Here is a 16,375-nt window from a genome sequence, read left to right as displayed (position 1 = left end):
CAAATAATGAATATGAAAAAACTTTCGCTTGCACTTTTTTTGGCCCTGTATGGTCTGGTGGCCTCAGCCCAAACTGCCCCTGCTAAAGGAGCCGATTGGGAAAAGAAGCTCTTCAATTCAGAATATGCCCTGCCCATTTTGATTGAAACAGCCATTGCCAATTCAGCAGAGTTAGAGAATGCAGAAGCCGCTAAACTGGCATCTATTGAACAGAAAAAGATTATCCGTAAAAATTTCTATAGCGGCTTTTCCATCAACTCCTCTTATACCTACGGAAGTATGAATAACTGGAATTCCAACGGAGAGCCGGTGAATTCCTTCAATGCCTTTGACGCTCCCTTGCGTGCCAGATACTCTATGGGTTTCTCCATGTCTTTGCCCTTAGGCCAGCTCCTTAGCCGCCATAACACCCTTAAGAACCAGGATTTAGCCATTACCCAAGTGGAAGGCAGCAGAAAGCTGGCGGAAAGAGCGGTAAGGATGCGCGTGATCACTTTGTATCAGAACCTGGTTTTGGCAAAATCACAGTTGGAGTTACAGCAACAAGCTTATCAAACCGCAGTAGTAAGCCAGGAATTGGCCAAGAAACAATTCAAAAGCGGCGAAATAATGATAGACGCCATGTCTAACGTGCAGCAGGCTTATACCAGCACTGCCACCGCCTTACAAACAGCGAAGGTCAACTATGAGACCCAGCTTTTAATGATGGAAGAAACAATCGGAACTAGAATAATCGACTTAATACAAAGCAAATGAAACTCACAGACATCTTTAGACTTATAAATCGGAACTGGTTCCTACTGATTGCGGTAACTACTGTAACGGCAGCCTCTATCTTCTTCTTTACCAAAGATCAGGTGGATGAATATAAATCAGGAACTACAATTTACACGGGTATTGCATCCGGGTACAATATCAGTGATGTAACTAAAAGCAGCACCCAATACAAGGCTACCAAAGACGGGTTTGCGAACTTAATCTCTATCCTTGATTCCAGAGACCTGAGAGATGAACTGGGTTTCCGCCTCTTGGCTTCACACTTGATGTTAAAGGCACATGACCCGAATATCATTGGGGAAGAAGCCTACAACCAACTGAAAGAGTTGATCCCAGCTTCTTTAAGAAGCAGACTGGTGGCTGGAACGGTAGAGGAAACTGCAAAGAACCTTTCGGCCTACTTCAACGCAACTCAGAACAACGTTATCCGCGATGTGATCTATAACAGTGATTTGGGGTATTCGGCAGACGCTTTTTCTGCCCTTGAATCTAAGCGGATGGGAGACAGTGACCTGTTGCAGGTTACCTACACCTTCAGAGATCCTGCCCAATGCAAGCACACCTTGGATATGCTTACCAAGTTATTGTTTGAGAAGCATAGGACACTGTTTACTGCTCAGGCTGAGTCAGTTGTGGACCACTTTGTGAAAACCACAGAGAAAGCGCAGGAAAGACTGAAGAACGCGGAGGAAAGTCTGCTTCGGTTCCAGCAGGTGAACGGTATCATTGATTACAATTCCCAGGTTGGAAGCACCACAAGTGAGAAGAGCTCTTTGGTGGCTAAAGGAAAGGACCTTGAAATAGAATATGCAGGTGCCTTGTCTACCCTCCGGTCTCTGGAGCAAAGCTTGAAAAACAGAGGTATTCCAAACCTTTACAGCCAGGAAGTACTTCAATTGAAAGGAAGACTCTCTAAGGTGACAACCGAGATTGTAGAACTGGAACTGCTGAACAAAGGAAATGCAAATGGTCCGCAAGCCAGCCGCTTAGCTAGTTTAAAGAAGGAAGCAGACGATCTTTCCAAAAAGATGATGTCTTCCGTGGACAAGCACTACAACAACACCCACTCAGTGCAAGGGTTGCCAACTCCCAATTTGCTTAATGACTGGGTTAGAGCCACTTTCTTACTAGAAGAACTTAAGAGCAAACGTAACTTGGTTGACAAGCAAAGCTCTGAGTACACCCAGGAATATGCAAAGCTGATGCCGCTTGGTGATGAGAACAGAAAGCTTACCCGCGAGGTGACCATGGCTGAGCAGGATTACCTGGCGCAATTGGAAGGTCTGAACCAAAGCAAGCTGAACCAACAGAACATTGAATTGGCTTCCCAATTGAAGGTGATTGACCCGGCTTATCTGCCAGGAAGCCCCGCAAAAATGACCCGCATTCTCCTGATTCTCTTCGGTTCGATTGGCGTGTTCTTCCTGACCCTGGGTGTATTGTTAGCCCGTGAGTTGTTGGATGATTCATTGCGGAAGCCATCTGTGGCAGTAAAGAAAATGGAATACCCCATTTTTGGAGTTCTTCCAGCGGCAGTGAGCTCAAGTTCAAAGCAATTGCTTCTGGCTCAGAATGCTGAAGACCAGCTTGCCCGCCAGCTGATTCTGAAGATGAAGCAAAAAGATTCACCATATCCTTTCGTGGTAGGTGTGTTGAGCAGCATGTCAGGAGAAGGCAAAACCGCCCTCTGCAGAGCCTTGGCCAATAACCTGATCTCCATGGGAATCGAAACGCAAGTGCTGCACCCAGAGAACCACAAAGGCTCGGTAAGTCCAGATGCACATAATGCTTTCTACTCGCCACTGCAAGGAGTACTGACAGATGCCTCGGTTTCAGATTTAGCCGGACTTGACTATCTGAATAACGCCGTAGTGCTGGTAGAATTCCCGGCCCTTTTGGAGGAAACATACCCAGTGTCTCTGTTCAAGCACCTGGACCTAGTGTTGTTAACGGTGAAATCAAACAGAGTTTGGCAACAGTCAGACAAAACCATGTTTGAAAACATCCAGAAAGTTACCAATGCCCCAATAGAGACAGTCCTAAGCTCAGTGCGACCAGAGGATGCCAAAGAAATGGTAGTGGTAAGACCAAAGCAGATGCTCCAGGATCAGAAAGTGCTTCCTTCTCCTAAAGGACTGCCCGCTTTAGAAACAGTTTAACAAGAGTTATATAACAAGAATCATATAATATTCAATTCAATATTTTATCAGAGAACCTTTCCCTTGCTTTGGCACACAAATGCGAGGGAAAGGTTTAACTAACCCTCTGGGTTAGCAGATAAAAGATGAGTACAAATGCGAACCACCATGAGGCAACTTGAAATCTCTTCAGATAAAAAAGTATTCAGTTTACTGTTACCCCTGATTGCTTTAACTGCAATTGGAATAGGCTGGCTTACCGCTCAGTTAGGTTTTCTTGTGCCCGGTTTAATGCTTTGCATTTTACTGGTTGTTCCTTTTCTGTACTCCGTCTTCAAGCAGCCTAAAGTTGGGTTGATTGCCTTAGTCATCTATTGCTTTCTATTTAACCTACTGGCCAGGGAAATAGGTGGTGGTTATCCGTACATCTATGGGGTGGAGGCCCTTCTTGGGCTTACCTGGCTCGGGGTCATTTTTCACACAACTAAACAATATGATTGGTCCTATCTGACCAAAGAGATCTGTGTACTTGGCTTTGCCTGGACGCTGATTTACATTCTTGAGTTATTTAACCCGGCTGGTTCCAATATCATGGGGTGGATGCTGGATTTCAGGTATCCTTTACTCTGGATGCTTTTGGTGCCTCTTTGCCTCATGATTTTCAATACCCAGAAAGACCTGAATACTTTCCTGATCTTGATTATTGCGCTATCCTTACTGGCTACTCTGAACGGGGTGAAGCAGGTGAAATTTGGCCTTACCCCGGCGGAGCAAATGTGGCTAACCACCTCGGGGTACCTGACCCACTTAATCTTTGGAGAGTTACGGGCCTTTTCTTTTTACACCGATGCCAGCCAGTTTGGGGCTTCACAGGCTCACCTTTTCGTAATCGCCCTGGTATTGGCTTTCGGACCCTTTAAAATATGGAAAAGAGTTCTCTGCGGTTTGGCTGCCATGGCTTTTCTGTACGGTGAATCTATCTCAGGAACACGGGGTGCAATTTTCACCATTTTTATCGGATTGGGCGTAATCGTGTTCATCACCAAAAATTTTAAGATTGCCTCCATGGCGTTGCTCATTGTGGTGATGGGGTTCTGTTTTCTGAAGTTCACTTCCATTGGGCAAAGCCACTTTGAAATCAGAAGGATGCGTTCGGCGCTTCGGCCCCACGATGCTTCTTTCAACCTGCGCCTTACAAACCAGACTAGGATTGAAAGGTACCTTAGCAGTCACCCGTTTGGTGGTGGGGTAGGAGCAATTGGGTTTACCGGACGTAACTATAACAAGGGTACCTATTTGGCTTCCATTCCGCCGGATAGTTACTGGGTTAAGGTCTGGGCGGAGTTCGGTACACCGGGCTTTATCATCTGGATCAGCTTGATGATGTACATCATCGGGAAAAGTTGCGGCATCGTTTGGAATACCAAAGACAAGGGACTCAAATTCAAGCTCACAGCACTTACAGCGGGCTACACCGGTATTATCATCAGTAGTTATAGTAACGAGATCATGAACCTGATGCCTTCTTCCATGATCATCTATATTTCGTGGGCATTTATCTTCCTGGGACCTAAACTTGACAAAGAAGCTCAGCCGGTAGAAGCTCATGCGTAAGCCTTTGGTGTCAGTTATTTCGGTGAATTACAACCAAGCGGCAGTAACCTGTGAAATGGTGGCATCGCTTCGGAAAGTAACATACCCAAACCTGCAGATTATCGTCGTGGACAATGCCTCTCCCACCGATGACCCAATGGTGATCAAGGAGCAATTCCCAGAGGTGAAATTGATCAGGTCTTCGGTCAATGTTGGGTTTGCCGGGGGAAATAACCTGGGAATAGCCCAGGCAGAAGGAGATTACCTCCTGTTTCTGAACAACGATACCGAGGTGGAACCCGATTTTCTGGAGCCTTTGGTAGAACTCTTCGAGCGGGATAGGAAAGTTGGAATTGCTTCCCCTAAGATCATCTACTACGGGACAGATCGCGTGCTTCAGTATGCCGGCTCTACAGGCATCAATCCCTGGACGGGCCGCAGCATCACCATAGGGCAGCTGGAGCAGGATAAAGGACAGCATGACACCTCCCGCCCAACTGTATTAGCAGATGGAGCCGCCATGATGGTGCCTATGCGCATTATCAAAGAAGCGGGTTTGATGCCAGAGGTTTACTTCCTGTATTATGAAGAATTGGATTGGTGCGAAATGATAAAAAGGGCAGGCTATACCTGTCATTACGTAGCTCCTTCAGTGGTGTACCACAAAGAGTCTGTTTCAGTGGGCAAAGCCTCGGTGCTTAAAACCTATTATATGAACAGAAACCGTCTCCTATTTATCAGAAGGAACATTACCGGCGGACCTAAATGGACCAGCATGCTGATTTTCTTGCTGGCAGCCATCCCAAAGAAGGCGCTGGAATTTGGATTGAGGCGGGAGGGGAAACACTTAAAAGCATTAGCAAGGGGGCTATGGTGGAACCTAACGGCCCGAAACATCCACAGCAAGGTTACGCCTAGTTTGTCTGGGAAGGTTCCCAGAGAGGAGGCCCTGCCTTCACCAGGATAGCTGCTTCAGCATAGGCTGTTGCCAGATGAGATAAAAGATTATAAATGCAGTTTGTGGCCAAAAAAAGGAATACCGCTTTTGGCCGGATTTGATTAAAACAAGCTTAAAACACACATGGCTATTTTGGGAACAGTAGTGGATCTTCTTCTTTATGCGATAGGGGCTTTTCTCCTGTTCAACTGCTGCTACCTCCTGTTCTTCGCCTTGGCCGGTCTTATAAAAGCGAAACCGCTTAAAGAAAAACTGAGAATAGACCGCCGTTTCTGCGTCTTAATCCCCACTTACCGAGAGAATGAGGTAATCCTGGAAACCAGTAAAGCCGCCCTGAAGCATGCTTATACCGGTGATTTTGATGTCTATGTGATCGCCGATGGATTGGAATCTGAAACCATCCAGGAGCTGAAAACCATAGGTGTAGGCGTTTTGGAGGTGTTTTTCGAAAAGAGCACCAAAGGCAAAGCACTGGCTGCGGCCCTGAATACTCTGCCCGAGAACGCCTATGACATAGTGGCCATTCTGGATGTTGACAACATCATGGGCCCTGGCTTCTTGCAGGAAGTAAACAGAGCCTTTAATGCAGGCTATAAAGTTGTTCAAGGGCATAGGACCGCCAAGAACATGGACTCGTCATTTGCCTTCCTGGACGCCTGCAATGAGGAAATCAATAACACCATCTACCGGAAAGGACATTATGCCGTGGGAATGTCCTCGGCGTTGATCGGCTCCGGAATGGCCTTCGATTACCAATACCTGAAAAAGCTTTTACAAGGCATAGGGGAAACGGTAGGCGAGGACAAAGAGCTAGACTTCAGGATAGTGAAGGATCAGGAAAGGATCTGCTACCTGGATGAGGTGTATGTATATGACGAGAAAATAGAGAACGCAAAGGTTTTCACCCAGCAACGCACCCGGTGGATTGCCGCCCAAATTGAGTTTTTGAAAAAATATGCTCTGGAAGGAGTCGTGCAGCTGGTGAAAAACGGCAACTTCGAGTTCTTCAACAAAGTGGTTCAAGCGTTTCTGGTGCCCCGTATCTTGTTGATTGGAGTGCTGGGCTTTTTCTTCCTGGCATCTTTTATTGTGCCTGTAGGCCCTTCACCTTTGTTCTGGGCCGTGTTGCTCCTGATGTTAAGTTCGGCTCTTTTTATTGCCCTGCCAGCGCGTTTCTACAAAGACAAAAGACTAGTAAAAGCCATGGTTCAGCTGCCTTACGCCCTGTTCTGCATGGTGAAAGCTTTGTTCCAGATTAAAAAAGCAAAGTCTTCTTTTTTGTCTACCCCGCATAAAGTAAAACAAGTGTCTACTGAAGTGTAATCCTCTAAATTATAAGAACATGCCATTTGAAATTTTTGCATTCCCAGCCATTTTATTCCTGTTGTTAGGTTTCTTCAGCGGCCTAAATGCCTTTAGAAAAGACCAATAGTCTACCACTTACCTGTACAGGATATGGAAGTTTTGGGAGTACTTCTTTGGGTAGCTTTAGCCCTGGTGTTTTATACCTACGTTGGGTATGCACTGGTGGTATGGGTATGGGCCAAATGGAAGACTAAGAATAATAAGAAATACCTTTTGCGGGGTTTTGAGCCAGAGGTGACACTTGTGGTACCGGCTTACAACGAAGCTTTCATTTTGGAAAGCAAAGTTGAGAACTGCCTTTCCTTGGATTACCCCGAAGAGAAACTCAGGATAGTTTTTATCACCGACGGCTCTACCGATGATTCAGCTGAAGTTTTGGCTGCCTACCCGCAGGTGCTTCATCTGCATTCCCCCGTCCGCGGAGGAAAGGCCATGGCAGAGAACAGAGCTATGCAGTTCGTGGAAACGCCGTTTGTCATCTTCACAGATTGTAATTCCTTCCTGAACAAAGAAGCGGTGCAGGAGATTATAAAGCACTACCAGGATCCCCAGGTGGGTGCCGTCTCAGGCGAGAAGAAAGTATTGGACCTGGAGTCTGCCTCTGGCGCCGGCGAAGGATTGTATTGGAAGTATGAGTCTTTCCTGAAACGCTGTGATTCTGAGATTTACAGTTTAATGGGGGCAGCGGGAGAATTGGTTTCGTTTCGGTCGTCTTTGTTTGAACCACTTGAAAAAGACACCATTCTGGACGATTTCGTGCAGTCCCTGAGAATAGTGGAGAAAGGCTTCAAAGTTGTTTATGAGCCGTTGGCGTTTGCCTCGGAAAGCCCTTCTACCTCCATTAAGGAAGAAATGAAGCGGAAGGTCAGAATCTGTGCCGGCGGTTGGCAATCTATGCTCCGGTTGGGCGCACTGCTGAATCCGTTCCGGCAACCGATTGTGACCTTTCTGTATGTTTCGCATCGGGTGCTGCGCTGGAGCCTTGCCCCTTTGATGCTAGCCCTTCTGATTCCGGTCAGCTTTAGCCTTGCCTGGAAAGGTGGCTTATTCAATCAACTCCTTTTCACGGCACAGGTGCTTTTCTATTTCCTGGCTTGGTTAGGCTGGAAGGCTGAACTGAAGGGCAAAAAGATAAAGCCGTTGGTACTGCCGCTTTATTTCTCCATGATGAATCTGGCGGTGTTCCTGGGGTTCATCCGGTTCTTCCGGAAAGCCCAACCCGCTGCCTGGGAGAAAGCAGATAGAGCCGCAAGCCCTACCATTTTGGTTCGGCAGCAAGATGTAAGTGAAGCAATTTGAATGAACCTGCAGAAGTACTGAGGTATCCTTACTATTAACAAGAGCAAATTGAGCATCGTTCAAAAAATAAAAACTGACCCTCGGCTAAAGGCATTGGCCCTTTACCTGCTTATGCCCAAGAACCAGGCGAAGCCCCGGTGGTGGGTGAGGCAGTTCATGAACCCTTTTTACCACAAAAAGGGGAATGATGCCGTTTTCAGGCCTAATTCCCGTTTGGATGTCCTGCCCTTCAACCCGTTTTCAGTGGGGGAGAACTCTGTGATAGAAGATTATGCGGTCATCAACAATGGCATGGGTCCGGTACATATCGGGGCAAACACCTTTGTGGGGCTATTTGATGTGGTCATCGGGCCAGTAACCATCGGGAACCATGTCATCATTGCCCAGCATGTGGTGATATCGGGATTGAACCATGGGTATGAGCATGTAAAGGTGCCTATCAAAGACCAACCCTGTACCACGGGGGAGATTGTTATTGAAGATGAATGTTGGATTGGGGCGAATGCAGTGATTACGGCTGGCGTACGGATAGGGAAACACTCTGTTGTGGCAGCCGGAAGTGTAGTAACCAAAGATGTGCCTCCTTACTCAGTGGTGGGAGGGAATCCAGCAAGAATACTCAAGCAGTATAACTTCGATACAGCCCAATGGGAGAAATTACAGACGCTACAAAAACCGGTTCTTATCTAAAAGAGCGGTTTGCACCAGATTTTTTGGACTTGAATGACATGGACAACCCCAAACACTATTTTCATGATGTAACCTTGCTGATCACCCATTACAACCGAAGCGGTTCACTTGAACGCCTCCTTACCTCTTTCAAGGAACTTAGTTGTGGTTTTGAAGATATAGTTGTGTCAGACGACGGAAGCAAGCCAGAGCACTTGAATGCGCTCAGGAAACTCCAAAGTAGATTTCACTTTCAACTGATCACTACTCCGGTAAACAAGGGGTTGGGCCATAACATGAACAAGGGTCAGAATGCTGTAAAGACGGCTTATACCTTTTATGTTCAGGAGGACTTTGTGCCCAAGCCTGCTTTCCCGAAACACTTCTTGGACGGCTTAACGATTTTAAAGAAACAACAGGAAATAGACTTGGTGCGGTTTTATGCTTATTTCCGGTATCCGTACCTAAAACCGTTTGAAAAAGGGTTCTCTGAAATGGTATTCAAGGGTCAGCCCTGGTTTTCAAACCATTTAAAGTTCTATCAATACAGTGACCACCCGCACCTGAGACGAAGCAATTTCTTAGATAAATTTGGGAAGTATGTAGAAGGGAAGAAAGGCGATATCACCGAATTCAAAATGTGCCTCTCATTTATCAAGAATAGGGGAAAAGGGGTGTACTTTGAGAATTTCTCCGCCCTTTTTGAGCAAAAGAACTCGCCAGAGGAACCTAGCACCATGGAACGGGTAAGTTGGAGACAGCAGCGGGTTCCAGCCATCTTGTTTCTTAGGTGGTGGTATTTGAAATTCCGCATCATAAAAAATGATGTAATGCTGGCATTCACCCAAAAATGGAGTCAAAACAAACTTGATTAAGGGAGTTTTAGAACTTGGAGAGCGGAATAACTAATCAGGAAATTGTTCGTAATCATATTTTATTAAAAGAAAAAGTAAAAATAATATACAAAATATATATTTTGAGTTAAATTTATAGCCTGAATATAAGATTAAATTTAAATTAAGGATGGCTAAAATCATCTTGTGAATAATTAATAACTAAATTTCTCATGAGAGTTATCACCAATCCGGAATGGATCAATCACCTGAAGTTTGATTATGAGAATTTTGAGCAAATACCTGCCAGCGTATTTGACAAAATAAACGCGGACTTGGATAGGGTGCAAAGTAAGCGGCCATTGGTAAGTATCCTCATTTCTGCCTGGAATGAAGAGGTTAACATCCTGCGGTGCGTGGCCAGTTTGTCCAAGATGAAGACTAAAATCCCATTTGAAATTATTGTTATCAATAACAACTCAAAAGACCGGACCCAAGATACTGTTGACAGACTCCATGTGAGATCCTTATTTGAGGCCAAACAGGGGTGTGGCCCAGCTCGGCAAACCGGACAGAAAAATGCCGCCGGGGAGTATATTCTCCTGGCAGATGCAGACTGCTATTATCCCTCTTGCTGGCTTGATGAAATGATGAAGGTTTTAGTTAAACCAAATGTGGTTTGTGTCTATGGCCGTTATTCCTTCATAAGTGAACCAGGATTTCCCCGGTGGAAACTATACATTTTAGAGTCTTTGAAGGATGTGATTTCTGAAATCCGGCAACTGAACCGACCTTACTACAATGCCTATGGACTTAGCATGGGGTATGTAAAAGAATACGGTTTAAAGGTTGGGTTTATAGAAACAAGCTTCTGGGGAGACGATGGCCAGCTTTGTTTAGGGTTGATGAAATACGGGAAAATAAAGCAGGTGCGATCAAATAAAGCCCGTGCCTGGACTAGCCCACGCACCTTACAGAGAACCGGAAACTTCTCCCAAGCTTTGAATGCCAGGATTATCAAAGAGCTGAAGAGATTCAAAAATCACTTTAACACCCGAATGCCCAAGAACATAAGTATGACTAATAAATAGGGCACCGTACTTAGCAAGAAAACCGGACTATTTGTCAAACCAAATACCTTAAAGGGGTTTTAAAACCTACCTAAGAGTAAGCCACCCTAATGGGAAATGATATGTACACCTTTCAAGAAGTTTCTTTATTAGTTACCCATTATAATAGAAGTTCTTCTTTAGAGCGCCTGTTAAGGAGTTTCCGGGATAAGAATTGTGCCTTCGGCGAGATTGTAGTGTCAGATGATGCAAGTAAGCCAGAACACCTGCAACGGTTGCATGAATTACAAAAGGAGTACAAGTTCAAACTGATTACTACCCCTCAAAACCGGGGGTTAGGGAATAATATCAACAAAGGGCAAGACGCTGTGACAACCCCTTACACCCTGTATGTTCAGGAAGATTTTGACCCGCAGGAGGGTTTCTGCAGAAAGCTGCAGGAAAGCCTGGAGATCATGGATGAGCACCAAGACCTGGATATCATTCGGTACTATTCTTACCTCTTGTATCCCTATCTAAAACCATTTGGAAAGGGTTTCTCAGAGATGTATATCTACCCGTTTGCTCCTCAATACAAAAAGGTTTATTTCTATAGTGACCATCCGCATTTAAGGAGAAGCACGTTTCTGCAGAAGTTCGGCCGATACAAAGAAGAAGGGAGTATTGACAAATGCGAGTACGCCATGTGTGTTTCCTTCATCCGTAAAAAAGGAAGAGGACTGTTCTACAATGACTACCAATCGCTCTTCCACCAGATCAACACAGACCAGGAGCCAAGTACTCTGATTAGAAGTGACTGGACGAAGAGCAAAAACCCTCTTGTCTCTTTTGCCAGAGATATTTACAGACAAGTGAAATATAACTTCGATCTACATCTTGCCAGGTAAGACCCTGACGTATCAAGTCAAAATTTGGAGGTGATTTCTTAGCCTCGCTTCTTAGCCCTTTCGTTATGAACTTCGTTTTTGTCAGTCTGCAAAGAATCAATACAGATAGAGAGTCTACCTCCACTTGTCTGGCAAAGGAATTGGCAAAAAACCACAAAGTGCTGTACGTGAACTCTCCCATTGACCGGCGGGCGACTCTGGCCTCCCACAATGATGAATATGTCACCGCGCACATTGAGGCCATCAAAAACAAGAAAGACACTCTTCAGCAGTTAGACACCAATTTATGGGCGTTGAACCCCAAAAGGGTCATTGAGTCTATCAATTGGGTGCCCTTTACTCCAATTTTTTCCCTTTTGAACAGATTGAATAACGAGCGGTTAGGGAAAGATATCAAAGAGGCATTGGAGGTATTAGGCTTCGACGAATTCATACTGGTGAATGACAAAGATATCTTCAGGAGCTACTATCTAAAGGAAATTCTGCAGCCTAAGAAGTATGTGTATTTAGACCGGGATTATACCCTGGGGTTAGATTATTGGAGAAAGCATGGGGCTAGTTTAGAACCCAAGTTGATGCAGAAATCTGATGCGGTGGTGTGTAATTCGCATGATTTTACCAAAAGAGCCCAAAAATACAACCGCAACAGTTTTTACATCGGGAACGGCTTTGATGCCAGCCAATATGTTTCTGAAAAGGTTAGACCAATTCCGCAGGATTTGAAAGATATTCCGGGGCCTATTATTGGGTATGTAGGGGCGTTGATCACGCTAAGGCTAGATCTGGCTTTGATGATAGACCTGGCAAAAGCCCGGCCTGACTGGAGTTTCGTTTTGATTGGCAAAGAAGATGACGACTTTAAAGCAAGTGAACTCCATCATTTACCAAATGTCTACTTTCTGGGACTAAAGCATACCAAGGATGTTCCGGCCTATCTGCAAGGGTTTGATGTCTGTATCAATCCGCAGATTCTCAATGATATTACTAACAGTAACTTCCCGCTCAAAGTGATTGAGTACCTGGCCATGGGGAAACCGGTGGTGGCTACTTCCACCAATACCATGCGAGAGGTTTTTCAGGACCAAACCTACTTGGCTACCGGTTCAAGCGAATTTATCTCTCAAACAGAGAAGGCGCTACTGGAGAATTCACAGGATCAGCAGGAAAGAAGAAAGGATTTTGCAAAAGAGTTTACCTGGGAGAATGTGGTGTCGGTTTTTATGAAGTCAATTTACCCTGAGTTGGAAAGCGCCTATTGAAATATTGGTTTGCTCCCTCTCTATGTTCTGGCCGTTTTTGGGGTGTTTTCCCGTTTTTGGCCAGAAAGTGTTTTTAGTGGTTAAAGTTCCCCTTAGATTATGAATGGATCTGTTCCAATTTCAATTGTAGTTGTCTCTGATGATCACTATGTGATTTTATTGGCAGCGTTGATAAAATCCATTGAGGTCAATCATAAAACAAAAGAGCCCCTGGAGTTTTATGTGGTGGAGGATAATGTCAAAGAAAAGACGAAGAAGAAATTGGAAGCGTCTGTCAACCCTGCCATCACTACGTTGCATTGGATTAATATGGCAGATGCAGTTCCTTCCGGTATTGAGCTGCCCTTAGACAAGAGTTCCTGGCCTTTGAATATCTACATGAGGCTGTTTATCTCTTATTTCTTGCCAAAGAAGGTAGAGAAAGTGATTTACCTGGATGTTGATATGATCGTCCAGAAAGACATCAGCCTTCTTTGGAACCTGGATATCAAGGACAAGATCATAGCAGCAGTTACTGATTCAAGGATCAAAACCATTGATTGCAGATGGGGCGGGGTAGCCAACTACAAGGAGCTTAACTTGGAGGGGAGTGCCAAGTACTTTAATACTGGTTTGCTGATGGTAGACATAAAAAAGTGGAAAGCCGCCAACATCACCAGCAAAGTTCTGGAGTGCATCAAGGTAAATAAAGACTTCGCTAATTTCCCTGACCAATACGGCCTGAATGTTCTGCTGGCAGACCATTGGCAGGAATTGGATGGCCTGTGGAATTACTTCGCCGAAGGGGATCATGCTGACCCAAACATTATCCATTTCATGTCAACGAAGCCTATTTATAAGTCCTATAATTATAATCAGTCTTACCAAGACCTTTTCTTCCATTATCTGAGTCAAACGCCTTGGAACGGAGAAAGCCAAATAAGTTCTTCCAGAATTTACTATGCAAAAGCCCGGAACAAAGTGCGTAAAATAATGAAGAAAATTTTTGGCAAGAATATATTGATAGTGCCTGGTTATTAAGCTAATATATTATTAAATACACGAAATTGCTTCCTGAAAGTAGGAGAGGAAGACAACGTAAATAGAGAAGGTTTACCTGGGTTTTAATTGCCTTTTTAGCCTTTTCATTTCTCTTTAAAGTAGTAAAGCCATTATGTTTTTGTCTGAAAAAATAAAAAGAAGACTTTCCTTTTCAAACCCAATAGAGCCCGTATCTGAAGCAGAGTTGAATTTCAACCATGTCAAGCTGTACTATTGGAAACCTTTGGATGGAACCTTGAATTTTGGAGATCACCTGTCCAAAGTAGTTGTGTCAAAGGTCTTGTCAGACAGAAATCATTTACTGGAGGAAGAGACCATACAGCGGCGAACCATGCTGGCGATTGGCTCTGTAATGCATTTCGCCCATGACAATGATGTGATTTGGGGAACCGGCGTGAATGGCAAGGTAGACGTAAACGAGCACCAATTCTCCACCTTAGATGTACGGGCTGTTCGGGGTCCGCTTACCAGAGAGTTTCTACAGAAGCGGGGAATCCCGGTTCCGGAGGTATACGGAGATCCTGCTTTGCTTCTTCCCCACCTTTTTCCGGGTAGATTCAGGAAAACAGGCCAGAAACGGTATGTGGTGGTTCCTAACCTGCATGATCTGAAAACAGTGAGGTCCCTGGGTTTAGAAAACGTGATTTCTCCTGTCTGGGGCTGGAATAAATGCGTGGAGGAAATTCTGAAGGCCGAATTTGTAATAGCCAGTTCTTTGCACGGCTTGATCATCGCCGAAGCTTTCGGGATTCCGGCTTGTTACATCAGGTTTACTGAAACCGAGAACCTGTTCAAATACAATGATTACCTGATGGGAACAGGAAGGGGAGAAGTTGAATTTGCCACTTCTGTAGCCCAAGCTTTGGAAATGGGCGGAATGCCGGCGCCGCAATTTGATGCCACCAAATTATTAGCTGCGTTCCCAATAGACCTTTGGGAGAAATAAGAAATCAGATGGCTGATCATTCAGGTAAAACTTTCTTTAAAGGTACAATTTGGGCTATCATAGATAACTTCTTTCGGCAGGCTATTACTTTGTCTGTGTTTGTAGTGTTGGCCAGGTTGCTGGAGCCTGAAGTATTTGGTTTGCTTTCCTTTTCCTTTGTGTTTGTCAACATATTTGTGGCCGTCATCAATGATGGTATTGTGACAGCCATTGTGAGGAAGGAGAACCCAGAGGAGGTTGATTACAATACCGGCTTTTGGCTTTGTTTAGGCTGTTCTATCCCTGCGTTTCTGTTCCTCTTCTTCACCGCGGGTTTTTTTGAGGACCTGACTGATTCTAAGGGATTGGCTATTGTGATGCGGGCCACCAGTTTTATCATCCTTACCACAGGTTTGTCCAGTATCCACGAGGTGTGGCTCAGACGCCGGATGGATTTCAAAACCATCGCTATCAGGTCTATTATTTCTGTGGGGTTAGGCGGCTTGGTTGGGGTTTACCTGGCCATGCAGGGGTTCGGCGTCACCAGTGTGCTGGCTCAGCAATTGACAACAGCCATTACCCAGTTAATCTTGTTATGGTTTACCACTACCTGGCGTCCGGGGTTGAACGTGTCCAAGACCTCTTTGAAGGAAATCCTGAATTTCAGTAAATACATTGCTTTAACCAATCTGAGCAACGCCGCGAATCAGAACAGCGATGTCTTTTTTGTGACGTATTTCTTGGGTCCGGTTTCTACCGGCATCTATACCACGGGTAAGCGAATCTCCAGCACCTTGAATACGGTAATTTCTACCGCGCTCCTACGCGTTTCGCTTCCGGCGTTTTCCAAACTCCAGAACGATGAGGCAGGTCTGGCTAAGATTTACCTCCAGTCTACGACCTTAACGGCCATGGTCACGGCTCCCATTTTTGCTGGAATTGCCATGCTGTCCAAAGATATCACCCTGCTTATCTTAGGGGAAAAATGGCTTGCCTCGGTTCCTATCATGCAAGTGGTAACCATCATTGGTTTCCTGACCTCTATTGGGTACTACAACCAAAGTACCATGGTGGCTAAAAACAAGCCGCAGTGGCAGACAAGGCTTACTTTGCTGTATGCAATTTCCAATGTTACTGCCTTTTTGATTTTTACCCGTTTTGGGCTTTTGGCTACTGCTCTGGCTTTTGCCGGAAGAGCCATCCTGCTTTATCCAGTTTCGGTTTGGTGCGCCCTGCAACTTACCGGCGTTAATTGGGGGAAATATGTGAAGGCCTTGCTTCCTGCTTTATTGTCTGCCTTCCTAATGGTGCTCGTTCTGGCGCAAGCAGCCACCTATTTGGTTTCCACTCCTTTGATCCTCAGGTTGATTATTCTGGTGGCTTTGGGAGGGGCAACTTATTGTTCTTTGCTTTATCTTTTCATGCCCGGTGCTTACAGGAAGTACATGGTAGAAACCGTACAGGTAAAGGTCTTGAAACAAGAAAAAGTGTACAATTGATGGAAGGGTTCGGGATATTGGCTTGCCCAGCATTTTCTACGAGGGCAGGAAATCCATACAAC

General features: G+C 45.1%; 14 protein-coding genes. All 14 read left to right on the top strand.

Going from position 1 to position 16,375, the window contains the following annotated elements; genetic code table 11:
- Positions 1-12 precede the first annotated feature (12 nt).
- Entirely contained in the window at positions 13-756 is a 744-nt protein-coding gene (locus EFB08_RS12160) for a TolC family protein (protein WP_165864881.1), read from the top strand.
- The gene (locus EFB08_RS12155; RefSeq protein ID WP_123127242.1) at positions 753-2,936 is read left to right on the top strand and encodes a GumC family protein; all 2,184 of its coding nucleotides are present in this window, start codon (positions 753-755) and stop codon (positions 2,934-2,936) included. The genes EFB08_RS12160 and EFB08_RS12155 overlap by 4 nt, the downstream gene beginning before the upstream one ends.
- Before the next feature lie 270 nt (positions 2,937-3,206).
- Positions 3,207-4,529 carry an O-antigen ligase family protein gene (locus tag EFB08_RS12150; protein ID WP_165864880.1) on the top strand — a complete coding sequence of 441 codons (1,323 nt, stop codon included), beginning with the start codon at positions 3,207-3,209 and terminating at the stop codon, positions 4,527-4,529.
- The gene (locus EFB08_RS12145) at positions 4,522-5,475 is read left to right on the top strand and encodes a glycosyltransferase family 2 protein (RefSeq protein WP_123127240.1); all 954 of its coding nucleotides are present in this window, start codon (positions 4,522-4,524) and stop codon (positions 5,473-5,475) included. The genes EFB08_RS12150 and EFB08_RS12145 overlap by 8 nt, the downstream gene beginning before the upstream one ends.
- Before the next feature lie 114 nt (positions 5,476-5,589).
- Positions 5,590-6,789 carry a glycosyltransferase gene (locus tag EFB08_RS12140; protein ID WP_123127239.1) on the top strand — a complete coding sequence of 400 codons (1,200 nt, stop codon included), beginning with the start codon at positions 5,590-5,592 and terminating at the stop codon, positions 6,787-6,789.
- 132 nt (positions 6,790-6,921) lie between these two features.
- Positions 6,922-8,130 (top strand): glycosyltransferase family 2 protein, encoded by a 1,209-nt coding sequence (locus EFB08_RS12135; protein WP_193553971.1) that lies wholly within the window; start codon positions 6,922-6,924, stop codon positions 8,128-8,130.
- Between the two features lie 111 nt (positions 8,131-8,241).
- Positions 8,242-8,820: an acyltransferase gene (locus EFB08_RS12130; RefSeq protein ID WP_193553970.1), complete on the top strand. Its 579-nt coding sequence runs from the start codon at positions 8,242-8,244 to the stop codon at positions 8,818-8,820.
- A complete protein-coding gene (locus tag EFB08_RS12125; protein ID WP_227006320.1) occupies positions 8,778-9,674 on the top strand; it encodes a glycosyltransferase family 2 protein in 897 nt (298 codons plus the stop codon). Before EFB08_RS12130 ends, EFB08_RS12125 begins: the two co-directional genes overlap by 43 nt.
- Positions 9,675-9,865: 191 nt before the next feature.
- Positions 9,866-10,723: a glycosyltransferase family 2 protein gene (locus EFB08_RS12120; protein ID WP_123127237.1), complete on the top strand. Its 858-nt coding sequence runs from the start codon at positions 9,866-9,868 to the stop codon at positions 10,721-10,723.
- An 89-nt stretch (positions 10,724-10,812) separates the two neighbouring features.
- Positions 10,813-11,589, top strand: a complete 777-nt coding sequence (locus EFB08_RS12115; RefSeq protein ID WP_227006319.1) for a glycosyltransferase — start codon at positions 10,813-10,815, stop codon at positions 11,587-11,589.
- Positions 11,590-11,654: 65 nt separating this feature from the next.
- The gene (locus tag EFB08_RS12110; RefSeq protein ID WP_123127236.1) at positions 11,655-12,848 is read left to right on the top strand and encodes a glycosyltransferase; all 1,194 of its coding nucleotides are present in this window, start codon (positions 11,655-11,657) and stop codon (positions 12,846-12,848) included.
- Positions 12,849-12,947: 99 nt separating this feature from the next.
- Entirely contained in the window at positions 12,948-13,868 is a 921-nt protein-coding gene (locus EFB08_RS12105; RefSeq protein ID WP_123127235.1) for a glycosyltransferase family 8 protein, read from the top strand.
- Between the two features lie 301 nt (positions 13,869-14,169).
- On the top strand, positions 14,170-14,835 hold the full coding sequence (locus EFB08_RS12100) for a polysaccharide pyruvyl transferase family protein (protein WP_227006318.1): 666 nt from the start codon (positions 14,170-14,172) through the stop codon (positions 14,833-14,835).
- Between the two features lie 8 nt (positions 14,836-14,843).
- Positions 14,844-16,313: a lipopolysaccharide biosynthesis protein gene (locus tag EFB08_RS12095; protein ID WP_123127233.1), complete on the top strand. Its 1,470-nt coding sequence runs from the start codon at positions 14,844-14,846 to the stop codon at positions 16,311-16,313.
- The last annotated feature ends 62 nt before the right edge of the window (positions 16,314-16,375 follow it).

Origin of the sequence: Rufibacter latericius (assembly GCF_003721515.1) — a bacterium.
GTDB lineage: Bacteria > Bacteroidota > Bacteroidia > Cytophagales > Hymenobacteraceae > Nibribacter > Nibribacter latericius.
This window is presented reverse-complemented; position numbering and strand designations above follow the sequence as displayed.